Genomic DNA, 18,317 nt, shown 5'->3' with positions numbered 1-18,317 from the left:
GGGCGGGACGGGCCCCGCCCGCTTCGGCGCCTGGCGCAACCTGGCGTCGCAGCCGCAGACCAGGCGCTACCGGGCCGAGCCCGACGGCACCGAGTACGAGATCGCCTACCGCACCGGCCGGGACGGCACCCCGGCCCCCGGATCGGGCGAGCGGGTCCTCGCCGCCCTCCCCGGCGCGGTCGTCCTCGAAACCGGGGGTGTGACCAGGCACTTCACCGTCACCGCCCACGGCGACCGCGCCTATGTGGACACCACGTCCGGCTCGTACGCCTTCACCGCCCTGCCGCGCTTCACCGACCCCGCCGAACGCACCGAACCCGGCTCACTGCTCGCTCCCATGCCCGGCACCGTCGTCCGCCTCGCCGATGGACTGGCCCCCGGCGCGGCCGTCGAGGCCGGGCAGCCGCTCATCTGGCTGGAGGCGATGAAGATGGAACACCGCATCCTCGCCCCCGCCTCCGGCACCCTCACCGCGCTCCACGCCGCCCCCGGACTCCAGGTCGAGGTCGGCGCTCTGCTCGCCGTCGTACAGGACGCATCCGCGCACGCACCCGCGCACGCACCCGTGCACCAGGAGGAGACGACCCCATGAGCACCGTCCTCGAAACCGAAGAGCACAAGGCCCTCCGTGCCGCCGTCGCCGCCCTCGGCAGGCGCTTCGGCCGCGAATACACCACCGACCTGGCCCGCAAGGGCGAACACCCCCGCGAACTGTGGTCCGAGGCGGGCAAGCTCGGCTACCTCGGCGTCAACCTCCCCGAGGAGTACGGCGGCGGGGGAGGCGGGATGGCCGAGCTCTCCATCGTCCTGGAAGAGCTCGGCGCCGCCGGCAGCCCCCTCCTCATGATGGTCGTCTCCCCGGCGATCTGCGGCACCGTCATCGCCCGCTTCGGCACCGAGGCCCAGAAGCGGGCCTGGCTCCCCGGCCTCTCCGACGGCTCCCTGACCATGTCGTTCGGCATCACCGAGCCCGACGCCGGATCCAACTCGCACCGCATCACCACGACGGCCCGCCGCGACGGCGGGGACTGGATCCTCAACGGCCGCAAGGTCTTCATCTCCGGCGTCGACATCTCCGACGCCACACTGATCGTCGGCCGCACCGAGGACGCGAAATCCGGCAGCCTCAAGCCCTGCCTCTTCATCGTCCCCCGCGACGTCCCCGGCTTCACCCGCACCCACATCGACATGGAACTGCAGGCCGCCGAGAAGCAGTTCGAGCTGGTCCTCGACGACGTACGGCTGCCCGCCGGCGCACTCGTCGGCGAGGAGGCGGACACGGGACTGCTCCAGCTCTTCGCCGGACTCAACCCGGAACGCATCATGGGCGCCGCCTTCTCCATCGGTATGGGCCGCTACGCCGTCGAGCGGGCCGTGGAATACGCGAAGACCCGCACCGTCTGGAAGGGCGCGCCCATCGGCGCCCACCAGGCCATCGCGCACCCGCTCGCCCAGGCGCACATCGAGCTGGAGCTCTCCCGCCTGATGATGCAGAAGGCCGCGAAGCTGTACGACGAGGGCGACGACATCGGCGCGGGCGAGGCCGCCAACATGGCGAAGTACGCCGCCGCGGAAGCCTGCGTCAGGGCCGTCGACCAGGCCGTCCACACCCTCGGCGGAAACGGCCTGACCCGCGAATACGGGCTCGCCTCCCTGGTCACGGCCGCGCGTGTCTCCCGTATCGCGCCCGTCAGCCGGGAAATGATCCTCAACTACGTCTCCCACCAGACCCTCGGCCTGCCGAAGTCGTACTGAGGACTTCGGTCGCTCCCGGGTCTCCCCATCCGCCCCCGGCAGGGGCGATTCTGGCTCTCCACCCGCGTCGAAGGGGACCGCCATGGTGTTCCACAGCGAGTACGCAGACGTCCAGCCCCTCGAAACACCCATCCACGAAGCGGTCCTCGGGAACGCCGCGGACTTCGGTGACACGCCCGCCCTGATCGACGGCACCAACGGAATGACCGTCACCTACGGCCAGCTCGACACCTTCCACCGGCGTATCGCCGCGTACCTCGCCTCGGCCGGCCTGCGCAAGGGCGACGTCCTCGCCCTGCACAGCCCGAACACGATCGCCTACCCGCCCGTCTTCTACGGGGCGACCCGGGCCGGCGCCACCGTCACCACGATCCACCCGCTCGCCACACCCGAGGAGTTCGCGAAACAACTCGAGGACTCGGCCGCCCGCTGGATCGTCACCGTGTCCCCGCTCCTGGACACCGCCCGCCGGGCGGCCGAACTCGCGGGCGGCATCGAGGAGATCTACGTCTGCGACCAGGCCGAGGGCCACACCTCCGTCCTCGACATGCTGGGCTCCACGGCCCCCGAACCCGAGATCGCCTTCGACCCGGCCGAGGACATCGCCGTACTCCCGTACTCCTCGGGCACCACCGGCACCCCCAAGGGCGTCATGCTCACGCACCGCTCCATCGCCACCAACCTGGAGCAGCTGCGGCCCTTCGTCCCCCTCGGTGAGCGCGACCGGATCCTGGCGGTTCTTCCCTTTTTTCACATTTATGGGCTCACTGCCCTCATGAACGGGCCGCTGCGCTACGGCGCCACGGTCGTCGTCCTGCCCCGCTTCGACCTCGCCCAGTTCCTCGAAACGATCCAGACCCACCGCATCACCGGCCTGTACGTCGCCCCGCCCATCGTCCTGGCCCTCGCCAAGCACCCGCTCGTCGGCGACTACGACCTCTCGTCGCTGGAGTACATCGTCAGCGCCGCCGCACCCCTGGACGCCGCACTCGCCGTCGCCTGCTCCACCCGGCTCGGCGTCCCCGCCGTACGGCAGGCCTACGGCATGACGGAGCTCTCACCCGGCACGCACGTCGTCCCCCTCGACGCGGAGAACCCGCCGCCCGGCACCGTCGGAAAGCTGCTGCCCGGCACGGAGATGCGGATCGTCTCGCTCACCGACCCCGGCATCGACGTCGGCAGCGGCACCGACGGCGAGATCCTCATCCGGGGCCCCCAGGTGATGAAGGGTTACCTCGGCCGCCCCGAGGACACCGACGCCATGATCGACACCGACGGCTGGCTGCACACCGGCGATGTCGGCCGGGTCGACGCGAACGGCTGGCTGTACGTCGTCGACCGGGTCAAGGAACTCATCAAGTACAAGGGCTATCAGGTAGCCCCCGCCGACCTGGAGGCCCTCCTCCTCACCCACCCCTCGATCGCCGACGCCGCCGTCATCGGGGTCTACGACGCCGACGGCAACGAGGTGCCCAAGGCCTATCTGGTCCGCCGGCCCGGCGCCGGAGACCTCACGGCGGAGGACGTCATCACCTACGTCGCCGAGCAGGTCTCCCCTTACAAGAAGGTCAGACAGGTCGAGTTCATCGAGGCCGTACCCCGCGCGGTGTCCGGCAAGATCCTGCGGCGCGAGCTGCGCGACAGGGAGAAGCAGCGATGACCCTGGCACCCCCGTCCCACGACCGGGGCATCACCACCCTCACCCTGGACTCGCCGGCCAACCGCAACGCGCTCTCGGCGGGCCTCGTCGGCGAGCTCTCCGAAGCCCTGGCCGGCTGCGCGGGCGACGACGCCGTACGGGCCGTCGTCCTCACCCACACCGGCAACACCTTCTGCGCGGGCGCCGACCTGACCGCACCGCCCGAACCGGCGGCGTTCGTCGCCCTGATGCGCGCGATCGTAGCCCTGCCCAAACCCGTCGTCGCCCGGGTCACCGGCCACGTCCGGGCCGGCGGCCTCGGGCTCCTCGGGGCGTGCGACATCTCGGCGGCGGGACCGGACGCCACCTTCGCCCTCACCGAGTCCCGCCTGGGCCTCGCCCCCGCCGTCATCTCCCTGCCCCTGCTGCCCCGCCTCGACCCGCGCGCCGCCACCCGCTACTACCTCACCGGGGAACGCTTCGACGCGACGGAGGCCGCGCGCATCGGTCTCGTGAGCCTCGCCGCCGAGGATGTGGACAAGGCGCTCGTACCGGTACTCGACGGACTGCGCAGAGCGTCGCCCCAGGGGCTGACGGCATCGAAGGAGCTGGTCACGGCTACTGTGCTGAGGAGTTTCGACCAGTACTCCGAAGACCTCATCGCCCGCTCGGCAGCGCTCTTCGCCTCCGACGAAGCACGGGAGGGGATGACGGCCTTCCTGGAACGACGGGATCCCTCATGGGTGCTGTGACACCTCCCAGAACCCCCGCCGCGAAGTCCCCCAAGCAGGACCGCAGCCGCGTCACCCGCCAGCGGCTGCTCGAAGCCGCGGTCGCCTGCCTCGCCGAACACGGCTGGGCAGGCTCCACCGTCTCCGTCGTCGCCGAACGCGCCGGGGTCTCACGGGGCGCGGCGCAGCACCACTTCCCCACCCGCGAGGACCTTTTCACCGGCGCCGTCGAATACGTCGCCGAGGAACGCTCCGCCGCCCTGCGCGCCCTGCCCGTCCAGGGCCGCACGGCGGTGGTCGCCGCCCTGGTCGACCTCTACACGGGCCCGCTCTTCCGGGCCGCGCTCCAGCTCTGGGTCGCCGCCTCGAACGAAGCCCAGCTGAGGCCCCGCGTCACGGAGCTGGAGGCCCGCGTGGGCCGCGAGACCCACCGGATCGCCGTGGAACTCCTGCGCGCCGACGAGGCCCGGCCCGGGGTGCGCGAGACGGTCCAGGGCCTCCTCGACATGGCCCGCGGCCTGGGCCTGGCCAATGTCCTGACGGACGACAGGGCGCGGCGGGAGAAGGTGGTCGCCCAGTGGGCGGCGCTCCTGGACGAGGCGCTCGGCTGACGCCGCCGGCCAGGACTCGCTGGGAAGGCAGGGACAGACAGCGGCACTATATGTCCGACATGGGCGTCCGTAGCCTCCCTACGACCAACAATTTGCCTCCCCCGCCCCCTCAGTTCGCCAGGTCCGCGAGCTGGTCGTAGCCCTCGATCTCGCGGGGGTCGCGCGTGCCGGGGCCGACGTACGTCGCCGAGGGGCGCACCAGGCGGCCGGTCCGCTTCTGCTCCAGGATGTGCGCCGACCAGCCGGCTGTGCGGGCGCAGCTGAACATCGACGTGAACATGTGCGCCGGGACCTCGGCGAAGTCCAGCACGATCGCCGCCCAGAACTCGACGTTCGTCGCCAGGACACGGTCCGGACGGCGGGCGTGGAGCTCCTCCAGGGCCGCCTTCTCCAGGGCCTCCGCGACTTCGAAGCGCGGGGCGGCCAGCTCACGGGCCGTGCGGCGCAGGACGCGGGCCCGGGGGTCCTCCGCGCGGTAGACGCGGTGGCCGAAGCCCATCAGGCGCTCGCCCTTGTCCAGCGCCTGCTTCACGTACGCCGTGGCGTCGCCCGTCCGCTCGATCTCCTCGATCATGCCGAGGACCCGGGAGGGGGCGCCGCCGTGCAGGGGGCCCGACATGGCGCCCACCGCTCCGGAGAGGGCGGCCGAGACGTCCGCACCGGTGGAGGCGATGACGCGGGCGGTGAACGTCGAGGCGTTCATCCCGTGTTCGGCGGCCGACGTCCAGTAGGCGTCGACTGCCTTGACGTGCTTCGGGTCCGGCTCACCGCGCCAGCGGATCATGAACCGCTCCACCACGGACTCCGCCTTGTCGATCTCGCTCTGCGGGACCATCGGCAGCCCCTGGCCGCGGGCCGACTGGGCCACGTACGACAGTGCCATCACCGCGGCCCGCGCCAGGTCGTTGCGCGCGGTCTCCTCGTCGATGTCGAGCAGCGGTTTCAGACCCCACACCGGGGCCAGCATGGCGAGCGCGGACTGTACGTCGACGCGGATGTCGCCGGAGTGCACGGGGATCGGGAAGGGTTCGGCGGGCGGCAGACCGGGGTTGAACGCCCCGTCCACCAGCAGACCCCAGACGTTGCCGAACGACACGTGGCCGACGAGGTCCTCGATGTCGACGCCGCGGTAACGGAGCGAGCCGCCTTCCTTGTCGGGCTCGGCGATCTCCGTCTCGAACGCGACGACTCCTTCAAGTCCGGGTACGAAGTCGGACATCGGGCGGCTCCCTCGACTCGGCGGCTGTGAGAAGGCCACGAAGGCCTGTCCACGATACTGGCGGGTTACCACGACGCGGGGAAGGGTGACGTCCGGCACAGCCTCCCGGCTCGCGGACCGGCGATCGCGCCCCTCCCCGCAGGGAAACCGGCCCGCTGCGGCAGGATGGCCCCGTGCCCACAGCAGATGCCACTCCGTCTTCCGCTTCCGCCTCCTCTCGCGTCCCGTCATCCGATTGCACCACCGATCCGGCCGCGATGCGCGAGCAGTACCGCTCCGAGGACTTCACCGAGAAGGATCTCGCCGCAGACCCGATGGACCAGTTCGCCCACTGGTTCCGCCAGGTCGCCGGGGGCGGCGCGCTGCACGAGCCCAACGCGATGGTGGTCTCCACGGCCGACCCGCGGGGCCGGCCGTCCTCGCGGACGGTGCTGCTGAAGCACTACGACGCCCGCGGCTTCGTCTTCTTCACCAACTACGGATCCCGCAAGGGCCGCGAGCTGACGGCGAACCCGTACGCCTCGCTGCTCTTCCCCTGGCACCCGCTCGCCCGCCAGGTCGTCGTCACCGGCACCGCGGTCCGCGTCGGACGCGAGGAGACCGTGGCGTACTTCCGTACCCGACCCCACGGCTCCCAGCTGGGCGCCTGGGCGAGCGACCAGTCGACGGTGATCGGTTCCCGGCAGGAGCTGGTCGGCCGCTACGAGGAGCTCGCGGCCCGCTACCCGGAGGGCGAGAAGGTCCCCGCGCCTCCGCAGTGGGGCGGCTTCCGCGTCGTGCCCGACGCGATCGAATTCTGGCAGGGCCACGAGAACCGGCTGCACGACCGGCTGCGGTACGTGCGGGAGAGCCCGGAGGCCGACTGGCGCGTGGAGCGCCTCTGCCCGTGACCCGTCAGCCCGCCTCCCCGCCGGACGGACCGGGAGGCGGCGGCAGGAGCCTTACGAGGTCGAGAAGGTCGGCCTCGGTGATCTCCTGGCCCAGGAACACCGTCCGGTACACGACGTAACCGATCCAGCTGTCCACGATCGCGTCCAGCGGCAGCCCCTCCGGCAACCGGCCCCGGGCCACGCCGTTCCGCATCAGCCGCGCGGCGGGTTCGGCGTGTGCCTTGAGCAGGTCCCGCAGCTCGGCCCGCCCGGGCTCCCCGCGCTCGGTCAGCGCACCCGTCACCACGCTGGGGTCGCCGAGCAGGGTCAGGGTCCGCACCAGATTCCGCAGCCAGAGCAGCGCGTCCTCGCGGACGTCGCCCGTATCGGGAGCCGGGCCCGGGGCGAGCCGGTCCGCGACGGCCTCGGTGATCACCGCCGCCTTGTTCGGCCACCAGCGGTAGACCGTCATCCGGGCCACCCCGGCCCGTGAGGCGATGCGGTCCATCGTCACGCCCTTGTAGCCGAGCTCGGCCACCAGCTCGCGCGTGGCCTTCAGGACGGCCTCATGGGCGTCCGGGTCGCGATGAGGGCCGCGCCGGGGACGTGAGGCGGCGGGGCGGTCGTCGTCCATGGGACCTCCGGGAGCGGGGCTTCGGGCACAGCCGGAATATTTAGACTGTACGTACTGTCTAGTCTAGTGTCATTCGGCACATCTCAGCGTGGAGGTTCAGTCATGGAAGACCGGTTCAGCGGCAAGGTCGTCCTCATCACCGGCGGCGGTTCGGGTCTCGGCCGCTCGGCGGCCGTCCGGGTCGCGTCCGAAGGCGCCAGGCTGGCCCTCGTCGACGTCAGCGAGCAGGGCCTCGCCGACACGGCGGCCGAGGTGGAGAAGGCGGCCCCCGGTGCGGAGGTCCTGCGGATCACCGCCGACGTCAGCTCCGAGGCAGACGCGCGGCGGTACGTCTCCGCCACGGTCGAGGCCTACGGACGCATCGACGGCTTCTTCAACAACGCCGGCATCGAGGGCAAGCAGAACCTCACCCAGGACTTCGGCGCCGACGAGTTCGACCGCGTCGTCTCGGTCAACCTCCGCGGTGTGTTCCTCGGCCTCAAGTACGTGCTCCCGGTCATGAAGGGCCAGGGTTCAGGCGCCGTCGTGAACACGGCCTCCGTCGGCGGCATACGGGGCGTGGGCAACCAGTCCGGCTACGCGGCGGCCAAGCACGGCGTCGTCGGCCTCACCCGGAACTCCGGTGTGGAGTACGGACAGTTCGGCGTGTCCGTCAAGGCGATCGCCCCCGGCGCCATCATGACCCCGATGGTCGAGGCCTCGCTCAAGCAGATCGACGCGGACGACTGGGAGAAGGCCGGCGAGGCCTTCGTCAGCGTCAACCCGATGAAGCGCTTCGGCAGGCCGGAGGAGGTCGGCAACCTGGTCGCGTTCCTGCTCTCCGAGGAGTCCGGCTTCATCAACGCCACGGTCATCCCGATCGACGGAGGCCAGTCCGAGCAGTACTGAGTCACCCTGCCGGACAACGCAGGAACCCGCAGGCTCTGGTCCCTCCTTGCGGAGGAGCCGGCCGGACTTACCGGCGAGCCTGCGGGTCGGTGACTGCTTGGGTTTCGGCAGACAACCTGCCGAGGTGCACGGTGTGCGACGACGGGCTGTCAGCCCGCAGCCACCTCACGAATCCGATAAGACTGCACTTTTCGGATCACCTCCTTTCAGCGTGTGCCCACAGCCTAGGAACGTCCCCGCGGCCGCACAACCGAATTAACGGGACCACCGGTGGACACCGGATTTCCTGGAAGTGGCTGTGTGGTGGCTCACGTTCGAGTTCAATGGTCTGACGTGCGGCAATGCGGAACGCGAAGCGGAATACGCCCTGCAGGAGGTACGGAGTGAGTGCTTCCAGGAGCACCGGGACCACCGACGCGCTCGGTCCGGACGAGGACCCCGAGCGGGAGCCGTCGACGGCGGCGATTCCGGGGTCCCGGCTTCTCGCCGCGCTGCTCGACGGGATGGACGCCGCGCTCTGCGCGTTCGACGCGAACGGCACCATCACCCACTGGAACCGTGAGGCCGAACGGATCCTCGGCTGGACCGCCGCCGAAGCCGTCGGGCGGCGCGGCTTCGCGGGGTGGGCCGTGCGAAGCGCGGACGCGGGCGACGTGCAGGGGCGGCTGCTGGCCGTCATGGACGCACCCGGGCGACAGGTCCACGAGTTCGCGCTGCTGCGCAAGGACGGCGGGCGCGTCCTCGTACGGACCCAGTCGTCGGGGGTGCGCGGCGAGGACGGGAAGCCCGCCGGGGTGTACTGCGCGTTCAGCGAGGTGCACGCGCAGATCGATCTGGAGCGTTCCATCGCGCTCAGCGAGGCCCTGTTCGAGGACGCGTCCTGGGGCGTGGTCGCCGTCGACGTCGACCTGCGCCCGACCGTGGTCAACGCGTACGCCGCCCGGGCGCTGGGCGGCGGGCGCACCACGCTGCTGGGACGCCCGCTGGGCGAGCTGATCGTGCAGGGCGTCGAGGATCTGGAGGGCGCGCTGCAGCATGTCCTCGCCGAGGGTGCGCCGCCCGCCCCGGCCGAGCTGTGGGTGACCCTGCGGACAGCCGAGGGTGACCGGCGGCGCTGCTGGCGCAGCGGGTTCCTGCGGCTGGCCTCGCCGCTCACGGAGGAGCCGGTCCCGCTCGGGGTCGGCTGGCTGTTCCGGGACGTCACAGCGGCGAAGCTCGCGGAGCAGGAAGCGGACCGGGTGCGTTTCCGTGCGAACCAGCTGCACCGGGCGGCCCGCCAGGCTGCGGAGTGCGAGGACCCTATGGAGGCGGCGACCACGTCGCTGGACTACGCCCTGGCGGGGTTCGCCGACCATGTGGTCGTCGATCTGCTGGCCGGTCCGGCGGCGGGGGAGCGGCTCGTACGGGCCGCGGCCACGCCGTCCGACGCGCCGGGGCCCTGCCTGCCGGTCTCCGGTGGCTCGCTCCCGGTGCGGTACGCGCCGGGGCACCCGGCACTCCAGGCCGTGGAGCGCGCGGGCTCCGTCCGCGCCGCCGCGCCGGCGGGTGCGGGCGAGGCGTGGGCGGTGGAGCACCAGTGGCCGGGTGACTCGGTGCACGCCCTGTGCGCGGTGCTGCGGAGCCGGGGGCGGACGCTGGGGGTGGTGACGTTCCTGCGCGCGGCGAACCGCAGCGCGTTCGAACGCCCCGATGTGATGTACGCGGAGAGCGTGGCGGTCCGGGTCGCCTCGGCGGTCGACCTGGCCCGGCTGACGGACGGGCCGGGCGCCTGAGCGCGACGGCGCGTCAGACCGTGAGCACCGGGCGGGTGCGGGGCCGCCGTGCCGCTCAGTGCCGGTAGAAGATGCGGTCGCCGTACTCCCGCATCACACGCCCGTTCCACTCGTGCCCGCCGTCGACGTTGCCCGAGCGCAGCAGCGGCGGTTCGATTCCGCGGGCGACGAGCTCCTCCGCCGCGGTGGCCATCATGGCCTGCATCAGAGCGCTGGTGACGACCGTCGAAGCGGGCGCGAAGGGCGTCTCGACGCCCTCCGTCGCCAGTTCCGCGTCACCGATCGCGATCTTGCTGTCCAGCACGATGTCGCAGTGGTCCCGGAGGAATCCGCCCGAGGCGTGCCGGGACTTGGTGCCCGTCGTGTACGCGACCGAGGTGACCCCGACGACCGTGAGTCCGAGCGCACGCGCGTTCTGTGCCATCTCCACGGGCAGCGCGTTGCGCCCGGACAGGGAGATGATCACCAGCAGGTCGCCGGAACGGGCCGGGCTGGAATCGAGCACGGCACTCGCGAGACCGTCCACCCGCTCCAGCGCCGAGCCGAGCGTGGCCGGCATGACGTCGACGCCGACGGTGCCGGGCACCGCGAGCAGGTTCATCAGGGCCAGTCCGCCCGCCCGGTAGACGACGTCCTGTGCGGCGAGCGAGGAGTGCCCGGCGCCGAAGGCGAAGAGCCGGCCGCCCGCGGCGACGGTGTCCGCGATCGCAGCTCCCGCGGCGGCGATCGATCCGGACTCCTCGTCGCGCACCCGCTCCAGCAGGCCGATCGCTGCGTCGAAGAACTGACCGGCGAGCTTGCTGTCGCTCATCGAGGAGGCCTTTCCTGCGGGTGGGGGGTCCGTGCGGTGCCCGTGTCGCGGATCACGTTGCGGTCTGGACCAGTGGGCTGTCAATAGCGCCCGGGACCGGTCGTCCGCACGGACTCCCGACGGCGGGGCACGGTTGTCGGTGCTATGCGTCAGAATTGGTGCAGGGCCATCGCACGACGACTTCATGTCACAGCATCGAGGGGCACGTATGTCCGGACTGATCGACACAACGGAGATGTATCTCCGCACCATCCTCGAGCTCGAAGAGGAAGGCGTGGTCCCCATGCGCGCCCGGATCGCCGAACGGCTGGACCAGAGTGGTCCGACGGTCAGCCAGACGGTGGCGCGTATGGAGCGGGACGGCCTGGTCCAGGTCGCGGGCGACCGCCACCTGGAGCTGACCGAGGAGGGGCGCCGCCTGGCGACACGGGTGATGCGCAAGCACCGGCTCGCCGAGTGCCTGCTCGTCGACGTCATCGGCCTCGAGTGGGAGCAGGTCCACGCCGAGGCCTGTCGCTGGGAACACGTGATGAGCGAGGCCGTGGAGCGCCGGGTGCTGGAGCTGCTGCGGCACCCGACGGAGTCTCCGTACGGGAATCCGATCCCGGGCCTGGAGGAGCTGGGCGAGAAGTCCGAGGCAGATCCGTTCCTGGACGAGGGCATGGTGAGCCTGGCCGAGCTCGACCCGGGTGCGGAGGGCAAGACCGTGGTCGTGCGCCGGATCGGTGAGCCGATCCAGACCGACGCACAGCTGATGTACACGCTGCGGCGGGCGGGCGTGCAGCCCGGTTCGGTCGTCAGCGTGACCGAGTCGGCCGGCGGGGTGCTGGTCGGTTCCAGCGGTGAGGCGGCCGAGCTGGACGCCGAGGTCGCCTCGCACGTCTTCGTCGCGAAGCGCTGATCAGCGGTTGTGCGCGCATCGGCGGCCTGACGCAAGTGCAGGCGCCGGTGCGGATGCACGTGCAGATGTGAACCGGTAAGCCCGCTTTCTGTTTTCCGCCCGGAATCGCAGCGCCCGGGCGAAACGCGTGCCAGGCTGTGGCCAGGCATATGACCTGAGGGCGCCGGCGGAATCTGCCGCGCGGTCGGGGAGGGAGCAGGGAATGCGCCCGTCGCACTGGCACGTGCACCGTGAGGTGACTGCCGGGCTTTCCGACGCCCTCATGCTCCCCCGGGCCCGCATGGCCCTGCGGGGCGTTCGATCTACCGTGGTGCGCCCTCGCGTCGCCCCGGTGGTCCGCCGTGAGCGCGGACCCATGTGTTCCTGGACAGGGGGCGGCCCCGGCGCCCGAAGGTGCCGGGGCCGGTCCTCCCCTGCGCTGACCCGGAGCCCCGAGCTCTCGAGGTCAGTCCCCGCGGACCCCTGTCCCCGAGTGGTCCGCTTCCCGGAGAAGGTCTCCCCTGGGGGGCCGTCGTCAATCCTGAACCGCTGTCACTCAAACGTGGGATGTTGCGAGCCGGAAGCGAGTTTTCGAATAAAGGTTCGATAGTCTGGCACGCACGAACACACGGTGATCGAGGACCAGAAGGGGGCGCCAGAACCTATGGTGCGGCGCATCGATGTGACCGGGTCGGACGGCGTACGCCTCGCGGCCTGGGAGTTCGCCGATCCGCCCAAAGGGCGCGCGGAGTCCGGGCAGGCCCCCGGGATCTTAATGCTGCACGGGCTGATGGGCCGGGCCACGCACTGGGCCTCCACCGCCCGCTGGCTCTCCGAACGCCACCGGCCGGTGGGCCTCGACCAGCGAGGCCACGGGCGCAGTGGGAAGCCGGCCGACGGCCCGTACACCCGCGACGCCTACGTCGCGGACGCCGAGGCCGCGATCGAACAGCTGGACCTCGCCCCCGTGACCCTCATCGGGCACTCGATGGGTGCGCTCACCGCATGGCAGCTCGCCGCGAAGCGCCCCGATCTCGTCAAGGCGCTGATCGTCTGCGACATGCGGGCCTCCGCGCTCGGGGCGGCCTCGCAGCGCGAATGGGAGGACTGGTTCAACGCCTGGCCGCTCCCCTTCGCGACGCTCGCCGAGGTGCGGAAGTGGTTCGGCGAGGACGACCCCTGGGTGGAACGGCCCAACCCCTCGCGCGGTGAGTTCTTCGCCGAGGTGATGGCCGAGGGCTCCGACGGCTGGCGGCCCGTCTTCTCCCAGGAGCAGATGCTGACGTCCCGGGCCACGTGGGTCTACGACGCCCACTGGGAGGAGCTGGCGCAGGTGCGCTGCCCCACACTGGTCCTCCGCGGGATCGACGGAGAGCTGGGCAGGGCCGAGGCCCAGGAGATGGTCCGCGTCCTGCCGCGCGGGCAGTACGCCGAGGTGGAGGACGCCGGCCATCTCGTCCACTACGACCGGCCGGAGGACTGGCGCAGGGCGGTGGAGCCCTTCCTGGAGCAGCTCGCCGAGGGCTTCCGGGACGACAGGGAACCCGTCAGCTCCTGATCCCGGACGTCCCGTCCCCGTCGGCCGCGTAGTCCCGTATGCCCCTGTGGCCCGGCCCTCAGCCCTTGCTGACCGCGGCCAGGATCTCCGGGAGCCGGTCCGCCGTGCGCGGCGCCGCCAGCCGTACGCCCAACCACCCGATGAACGCCCCGTACACCGCTCCCACCGGCAACAGGAGCCACAGCTGGTCCTGACGGCCCGCCACGTGCAGCCAGATCGTCAGCGCGATCACCGGCCCGCTGAGCACCGCGGCCGCCACCATGCCGCCGAGGATGGAGATCCAGGCGAGCCCTGCCTGCCCCGGCACGACGTTCTTGAACGCCCCGTCCTGCGGAATCGAGTACGGGAACAGCGCCGACGCCAGGGCGCCCGTCGCCAGCATCGCGCCGAGCAGCGCGAACGACAGCCCCATGACCCCCGGCAGCGCCGCCCAGTCCCCGAGCACCGCCGCGGTCACCACCGTCACCAGGACCGTGTACGGCAGGGTGATCAGCAGCAGGGCCAGCGCCCGCGCCCGTAGTTCGAGGAAGGCGTCCCGGGTCGAGGACACCGACAGCGCCACCATCCAGAAGGCGGAGGTGTCCTGCCCGAACTGGTTGTACATCTGCATGCCGAGCATCCCGGCCGCGAAGCACGCGAAGTAGACGGACCCTGAACCCTGCACCGCATTGAGCACCGGCACGATCAGCCCGATGGCCAGCGCCGTCACCCAGGCCGCCTTGGTCTTCGGATCCCGTACGACGTACCTCAGGCTCCGCTCCATCACCGTGCCCGTGCGCCCCTCGGGAAGCAGCGAGAAGACACCGGAGCGGCCCGTGCCGGAACGGCCGGCCGACGGTTCGGCGGCGGCGATCGTGGAGCCGTCCGGCGTCGTCATCAGCTTCACGAGGCTCCGCTCCCACAGCCACATCAGGCCGCCCAGCGCGAGCACCGAGAGGAGCAGCTGCCCGAGCGCGGCTCCGTACGCCCCCTCGGAGGCTGACCCCACCGCCCCGAGAGCCGAGGCCGGCGGCAGCCAGCGCACCACGTCCGCGACCGGTTCGAGCGAGGACAGCCCGCCCGCCCGGCCCAGGCGCTGCGCGCCGAAGTTGACGAACTGGATGCCCACCGCGATCACCAGCCCGCTGAGCACCGCGAGGTCGCGGCCCTTGCGGGAGGTCAGCAGCCGGATGTTGGCCGTGGCGACGGACCTCGCCAGCGCCACGCACACCAGCAGCGTCAGCGGCACGGCGATCACCCCGAACACCGCCGCGGCCGCTCCGTGCGCCACCGCGATCACCGAGCCGAGGGCCAGGGCGAGCGTGAAGAGCGGCCCGATGCCGATCAGCGACGCCGCCAGCAGCGCCCCGATCAGCGGACGGGGCCGCAGCGGCAGCATCACCAGCCGGCTCGGGTCCAGGGTCTCGTCGCCGCTCGGGAAGAACAGCGGCATCACCGCCCAGCCCAGCGCCACCACCGCGGTCAGCAGCACCACCAGGGTGCCCGCCTGCGCGTGGCCGCGCAGCGCGACCAGGCCGATCACCTGGCCCACCGCGAACAGCACCGTCACGACGAGGGACGCGATGTAGGCGGCACGCCGCCCGGACGACTGGCGCAGTCCGTTGCGCAGCAGCGTCAGCTTGAGCCGTACGAAGACGGGGACGAGCCCCTGGCCGCGTACGGCCGGGACCGCGGCACCCGCCGGGGCGTCCAGCACCGTCATCGGGCACCGCCCAGCCAGTCCAGGGACTGCCCGGTGTCCCGGGCGCCCGCGCCGACCAGTTCGAGGAAGGCGTCCTGCAGGGAGGCGGCCTCACCGCGTACCTCGGCCAGCGTGCCCTGGGCCCGGATCCGTCCCGCCGCCATGACGGCCACCCAGTCGCAGAGGGACTCGACGAGTTCCATCACATGGCTGGAGAAGACCACGGTCGCGCCGGAGCGCGTGTAGCGCTCCAGCACCCCGCGGATGGTCTGCGCCGACACCGGGTCGACGCCCTCGAACGGCTCGTCGAGGAAAAGGACTTCGGGGTTGTGCAGCAGCGCGGACGCCAGCCCGATCTTCTTCCGCATACCGGTCGAGTAGTCCACGACCAGCTTGTGCTGCGCCCCCGCGAGATCCAGGACGTCGAGCAGCTGGGTGGCACGCTTGTCCACCTCCGCGCCGGGCAGCCCGCGCAACCTGCCCGTGTAGCCGAGGAGTTCACGCCCCGATAGACGCTCGAAGAGCCGCAGCCCCTCCGGCAGCACCCCGATCCGGGACTTCACCTCGACCGGGTCCCGCCACACGTCGTGGCCGCCGACCTCGATCCGGCCCATGTCGGGCCGCAGGAGTCCGGTCACCATCGAGAGCGTGGTGGTCTTCCCCGCGCCGTTGGGGCCCACCAGGCCGATGAACTTGCCTGCGGGCAGCTCCAGATCGATTCCGGAGACCGCGACCTGTTCCCCGAACCGCTTCCACAGCCCCTCCACCCGCACGGCGGGCGCAGGCGTCGTAGCCACACCCGCCGTGTCCGTCGCGCCCGCACTGTCCGCCTGGTCCGGCATGGCACTGCCTTTCGATATCCCCGCCTGTGGGGACCACCCTACGAAAGACGTGTCCGGGCGTCGGCCGCTTCCCGGGCGCAGGCGTACGCGAGCGGGCTGATCAGCTCGTCCGCGTCGGGCAGCCACAGGTTGGCGCGGGAGGGGCGGCGGGCCCACTGCACGGCCCCGCGCCCGGCCACCCGGGTCGGCGGCGCGGCCACGTAATGGCCCTCGCCGCGCCCCACCAGGCCGAGCGCCTCGGCGTCCCAGCCCAGGTGGCGCACGAGCTCGGGTGCCTTGGCCGCGGCGCCCGGCAGGGCGAAGAACAGCATCCGGCGGTCGGGGGTGCGGGTCACCGGGCCGAGCGTCAGGCCCATCCGCTCCATCCTGGCCAGGGCCAGGAAGCCTGCGGACTCCGGTACGTCCAGGGCGTCGAAGGTCCGGCCGGCGGGCAGCAGGACCGCCGACCCGGGCTGCCTGGACCACATCCGGCGGGCCGCCGCGGCACTGCCGGTCGCCTGGCCCGCCCAGTCCGGCCGGGTGGGATGGGCCCCGGGGGCGGCGCAGCCGGTGTCACCGCAAGAGCAGCGCTCCGCCCCTCCGACGGCCTCGAGCCAGGTTCCCGGGAACACGTCCCAGTGCCGCTCCTGGGCGTACCAGGCAGCGGCCTCGAGCAGCTGTTCACCTCGCTGTTGGGGGACCTGGGCGGCTTCCGTCACTCCGATGGGCTCTTCCACGCCCACTCAACTCCCGGCGCCACCTGGGGTTACGGGCGCACGCGCGCCCTTCGCGACGGATCGATCCTGCACATGGGGCGCACGGGTGCACGGTCGGGGGCGCGTGGGAGGAAGCGCACCGGTGTGCGGGTAACCACTTGCAGGACTGTGCCAACTCGCCACCGCTCGTACCCGATACAGATGAATATGCGCATTTCTTGTGCCGTGCCGGGCAGTGATGCCTTCACTGAATCACTGCGGTCTCAGGGGGAAATATGGCAGCCAGGCCTCTCGTCGCCCGCCAGCCGAACGAACGGCTGCAGACGCTCATCCAGGAGGCGGCGTCCTCCAACGCCGGCCTCGCACGCCGGGTCAACATGGTCGGGGCGGAGCGGGGGCTCGATCTCCGCTACGACAAGACCTCCGTGGCCCGCTGGCTGCGCGGACAGCAACCACGCGGCAGGGCGCCGGGAATCATCGCCGAGGCGATCGGACGCAAACTCGGCCGTACGGTCACGATCGACGAGATCGGCATGGCCAACGGCAAGAGCCTGGCCTCCGGGGTCGGTCTGCAGTTCGCGCCCACCGTGCTCGGCGCCGTCGAGCAGGTCTGCGAGCTGTGGCGCAGCGACGTGGGCCGCCGGGACCTGCTGTCCGGATCGTCGGTGGCCGCCTCGGCCCTGGTCGAGCCCAGCCGGGACTGGCTGATCACCGGCGCCGACCCGCAGGTGGCGCGGACCTCCGGGAGCAGGGTCGGCATGCCGGACGTGGCGGCGGTGCGGGCGATGACGGCCGCGCTCGTCGACCTGGACCACCGATTCGGCAGCGGACATGTGCGGCCCGTACTGGTGCACTACCTCAACAGCGTGGTGTCCGGGCTCCTTTCGGGGTCGTACCGCGAATCGGTCGGCCGCGAACTGTTCGGCGCGGTCGCCCGGCTCACCGAGCTCGCCGGGTACATGGCCGTCGACACCGGTCAGCCGGGGCTGGCCCAGCGCTACTACATCCAGGCGCTGCGCCTGGCCCAGGCCGCGGGCGACCGCGCCTACGGGGGCTATGTGCTGGCGGCTTCGATGAGCCACCTCGCGGCCCAGCTCGGCAACCCGCGCGAGATCGCCCAGCTGGCCCGGGCCGCGCAGGAGGGCGCGCGGGGGCGGGTGACCCCGCGGGCGGAGTCGATGTTCCATGCGGCGGAGGCCCGGGGCCACGCGCTGATGGGCGATGCCCGCACCTGCCAGGTCGCGGCGAGCCGGGCGCTGGCCGCACTGGAGCAGGCCGACCCGGACAAGGGCGACGACCCCGCCTGGATCTCCCATTTCGACGCGGGCTATCTCGCCGACGAGCTGGCGCACTGCCACCGTGACCTGGGGCAGGCCGAGCCGGCCGCCCGCCGGGCGAAGGAGGCCCTGGCAGCCCTTCCGGAGTCCCGGACCCGCCGCCGGGGCATCGGTCTGGTGCTGCTGGCCACGGCGCAGGTGCAGCAGCGCGAGGTGGAGCAGGCGTGCCACACGGGGCTGCGGGCGATGGAACTGCTGGCGACGGTGCGCTCCAGCCGGGGTGCCGAATATCTCGATGACCTCCAGCAGCGGTTCGAGCCGTACGGGGACGAGCCCGCGGTCCGGGAGTTCGGCGCCAGGCTGGAGCTCCAGGCCGCCTGACCGGCCACTTCGGCGAGTTGACCATGAACAGCGCCGTGGGTGCCTCATGCGTTACCCGCCGTGTGAAGGGGTGG

17 protein-coding genes are annotated in these 18,317 nt (G+C 71.8%); 11 read left to right on the top strand and 6 right to left on the bottom strand.

The genetic code is table 11. The features are described from left to right. The 5 genes from ACFWFI_RS12260 to ACFWFI_RS12240 all read left to right on the top strand — a co-directional run. On the top strand, positions 1–592 hold a 592-nt coding region (locus ACFWFI_RS12260; RefSeq protein ID WP_387388256.1), incomplete at its 5' end, for an acyl-CoA carboxylase biotin carboxyl carrier protein subunit. Further along, positions 589–1,755, top strand: coding sequence for an acyl-CoA dehydrogenase family protein (locus tag ACFWFI_RS12255; RefSeq protein ID WP_387388255.1), 1,167 nt, complete (start codon positions 589–591; stop codon positions 1,753–1,755). The genes ACFWFI_RS12260 and ACFWFI_RS12255, both read left to right, overlap by 4 nt. Before the next feature lie 82 nt (positions 1,756–1,837). Then, the gene (locus ACFWFI_RS12250) at positions 1,838–3,415 is read left to right on the top strand and encodes a 4-coumarate--CoA ligase family protein (RefSeq protein WP_387388254.1); all 1,578 of its coding nucleotides are present in this window, start codon (positions 1,838–1,840) and stop codon (positions 3,413–3,415) included. Continuing rightward, positions 3,412–4,146, top strand: a complete 735-nt coding sequence (locus ACFWFI_RS12245; protein WP_387388253.1) for an enoyl-CoA hydratase family protein — start codon at positions 3,412–3,414, stop codon at positions 4,144–4,146. Before ACFWFI_RS12250 ends, ACFWFI_RS12245 begins: the two co-directional genes overlap by 4 nt. After that, positions 4,134–4,736 carry a TetR/AcrR family transcriptional regulator gene (locus ACFWFI_RS12240; RefSeq protein WP_387388251.1) on the top strand — a complete coding sequence of 201 codons (603 nt, stop codon included), beginning with the start codon at positions 4,134–4,136 and terminating at the stop codon, positions 4,734–4,736. The genes ACFWFI_RS12245 and ACFWFI_RS12240 overlap by 13 nt, the downstream gene beginning before the upstream one ends. Positions 4,737–4,845: 109 nt before the next feature. On the opposite strand, the gene ACFWFI_RS12235 is transcribed toward ACFWFI_RS12240, so the two are convergent. After that, positions 4,846–5,955 (bottom strand): citrate synthase 2, encoded by a 1,110-nt coding sequence (locus ACFWFI_RS12235; RefSeq protein ID WP_387388250.1) that lies wholly within the window; start codon positions 5,953–5,955, stop codon positions 4,846–4,848. 257 nt (positions 5,956–6,212) lie between these two features. Here ACFWFI_RS12235 and pdxH point away from each other — a divergent pair, with 257 nt between their 5' ends. Then, on the top strand, positions 6,213–6,845 hold the full coding sequence (pdxH, locus tag ACFWFI_RS12230; protein WP_387388248.1) for a pyridoxamine 5'-phosphate oxidase: 633 nt from the start codon (positions 6,213–6,215) through the stop codon (positions 6,843–6,845). 4 nt (positions 6,846–6,849) lie between these two features. Here pdxH and ACFWFI_RS12225 read toward each other — a convergent pair whose 3' ends face one another. Further along, a complete protein-coding gene (locus ACFWFI_RS12225) occupies positions 6,850–7,458 on the bottom strand; it encodes a TetR/AcrR family transcriptional regulator (protein ID WP_387388247.1) in 609 nt (202 codons plus the stop codon). Between the two features lie 102 nt (positions 7,459–7,560). Between ACFWFI_RS12225 and ACFWFI_RS12220 the strand changes: the two genes are divergently transcribed. Next, the gene (locus ACFWFI_RS12220; protein WP_387388246.1) at positions 7,561–8,346 is read left to right on the top strand and encodes an SDR family oxidoreductase; all 786 of its coding nucleotides are present in this window, start codon (positions 7,561–7,563) and stop codon (positions 8,344–8,346) included. Positions 8,347–8,729: 383 nt separating this feature from the next. Beyond that, complete coding sequence (locus tag ACFWFI_RS12215; RefSeq protein ID WP_387388244.1) at positions 8,730–10,118, top strand: PAS domain-containing protein; 1,389 nt, start codon at positions 8,730–8,732, stop codon at positions 10,116–10,118. A gap of 55 nt (positions 10,119–10,173) precedes the next feature. Here the strand turns inward: ACFWFI_RS12215 and ACFWFI_RS12210 are convergent, their stop codons facing one another. Further along, positions 10,174–10,929, bottom strand: a complete 756-nt coding sequence (locus ACFWFI_RS12210; RefSeq protein WP_387388242.1) for an SIS domain-containing protein — start codon at positions 10,927–10,929, stop codon at positions 10,174–10,176. A 208-nt stretch (positions 10,930–11,137) separates the two neighbouring features. Here ACFWFI_RS12210 and ACFWFI_RS12205 point away from each other — a divergent pair, with 208 nt between their 5' ends. Together ACFWFI_RS12205 and ACFWFI_RS12200 are read left to right on the top strand one after the other, a co-directional pair. Beyond that, positions 11,138–11,830, top strand: coding sequence for a metal-dependent transcriptional regulator (locus ACFWFI_RS12205; protein ID WP_383116616.1), 693 nt, complete (start codon positions 11,138–11,140; stop codon positions 11,828–11,830). A 643-nt stretch (positions 11,831–12,473) separates the two neighbouring features. Continuing rightward, positions 12,474–13,367, top strand: coding sequence for an alpha/beta fold hydrolase (locus ACFWFI_RS12200; RefSeq protein ID WP_387388240.1), 894 nt, complete (start codon positions 12,474–12,476; stop codon positions 13,365–13,367). 58 nt (positions 13,368–13,425) lie between these two features. On the opposite strand, the gene ACFWFI_RS12195 is transcribed toward ACFWFI_RS12200, so the two are convergent. Genes ACFWFI_RS12195 through ACFWFI_RS12185 form a run of 3 tightly spaced genes read right to left on the bottom strand, consistent with a single transcriptional unit; the run spans position 13,426 to position 16,606 of the window. Next, the gene (locus ACFWFI_RS12195) at positions 13,426–15,069 is read right to left on the bottom strand and encodes a transporter (RefSeq protein ID WP_387388238.1); all 1,644 of its coding nucleotides are present in this window, start codon (positions 15,067–15,069) and stop codon (positions 13,426–13,428) included. Continuing rightward, entirely contained in the window at positions 15,066–15,890 is an 825-nt protein-coding gene (locus ACFWFI_RS12190; RefSeq protein ID WP_387388237.1) for an ABC transporter ATP-binding protein, read from the bottom strand. Before ACFWFI_RS12190 ends, ACFWFI_RS12195 begins: the two co-directional genes overlap by 4 nt. A 38-nt stretch (positions 15,891–15,928) precedes the next feature. Continuing rightward, the gene (locus tag ACFWFI_RS12185) at positions 15,929–16,606 is read right to left on the bottom strand and encodes a bifunctional DNA primase/polymerase (RefSeq protein WP_387388235.1); all 678 of its coding nucleotides are present in this window, start codon (positions 16,604–16,606) and stop codon (positions 15,929–15,931) included. Positions 16,607–16,860: 254 nt separating this feature from the next. Between ACFWFI_RS12185 and ACFWFI_RS12180 the strand changes: the two genes are divergently transcribed. Next, positions 16,861–18,243 carry a transcriptional regulator gene (locus ACFWFI_RS12180; protein WP_387388233.1) on the top strand — a complete coding sequence of 461 codons (1,383 nt, stop codon included), beginning with the start codon at positions 16,861–16,863 and terminating at the stop codon, positions 18,241–18,243. Positions 18,244–18,317: the final 74 nt, after the last annotated feature.

This window comes from Streptomyces sp. NPDC060209 (genome assembly GCF_042728155.1).
Lineage (GTDB): Bacteria > Actinomycetota > Actinomycetes > Streptomycetales > Streptomycetaceae > Streptomyces.
Note: the sequence above shows the minus strand (reverse complement) of the source record. Positions and strands in the feature narration are given on the sequence as shown.

Excerpts from the sequence above, each read along its gene's own strand:
- ACFWFI_RS12220 (WP_387388246.1), top strand. The coding sequence starts at position 7,561 with ATGGAAGACCGGTTCAGCGGCAAGGTCGTCCTCATCACCGGCGGCGGT.
- ACFWFI_RS12200 (WP_387388240.1), top strand. The coding sequence starts at position 12,474 with ATGGTGCGGCGCATCGATGTGACCGGGTCGGACGGCGTACGCCTCGCG.
- ACFWFI_RS12190 (WP_387388237.1), bottom strand. The coding sequence starts at position 15,890 with ATGCCGGACCAGGCGGACAGTGCGGGCGCGACGGACACGGCGGGTGTG.
- ACFWFI_RS12225 (WP_387388247.1), bottom strand. The coding sequence starts at position 7,458 with ATGGACGACGACCGCCCCGCCGCCTCACGTCCCCGGCGCGGCCCTCAT.
- ACFWFI_RS12250 (WP_387388254.1), top strand. The coding sequence starts at position 1,838 with ATGGTGTTCCACAGCGAGTACGCAGACGTCCAGCCCCTCGAAACACCC.
- ACFWFI_RS12210 (WP_387388242.1), bottom strand. The coding sequence starts at position 10,929 with ATGAGCGACAGCAAGCTCGCCGGTCAGTTCTTCGACGCAGCGATCGGC.
- ACFWFI_RS12240 (WP_387388251.1), top strand. The coding sequence starts at position 4,134 with ATGGGTGCTGTGACACCTCCCAGAACCCCCGCCGCGAAGTCCCCCAAG.
- pdxH (WP_387388248.1), top strand. The coding sequence starts at position 6,213 with ATGCGCGAGCAGTACCGCTCCGAGGACTTCACCGAGAAGGATCTCGCC.
- ACFWFI_RS12195 (WP_387388238.1), bottom strand. The coding sequence starts at position 15,069 with ATGACGGTGCTGGACGCCCCGGCGGGTGCCGCGGTCCCGGCCGTACGC.
- ACFWFI_RS12235 (WP_387388250.1), bottom strand. The coding sequence starts at position 5,955 with ATGTCCGACTTCGTACCCGGACTTGAAGGAGTCGTCGCGTTCGAGACG.
- ACFWFI_RS12180 (WP_387388233.1), top strand. The coding sequence starts at position 16,861 with ATGGCAGCCAGGCCTCTCGTCGCCCGCCAGCCGAACGAACGGCTGCAG.
- ACFWFI_RS12245 (WP_387388253.1), top strand. The coding sequence starts at position 3,412 with ATGACCCTGGCACCCCCGTCCCACGACCGGGGCATCACCACCCTCACC.
- ACFWFI_RS12205 (WP_383116616.1), top strand. The coding sequence starts at position 11,138 with ATGTCCGGACTGATCGACACAACGGAGATGTATCTCCGCACCATCCTC.
- ACFWFI_RS12255 (WP_387388255.1), top strand. The coding sequence starts at position 589 with ATGAGCACCGTCCTCGAAACCGAAGAGCACAAGGCCCTCCGTGCCGCC.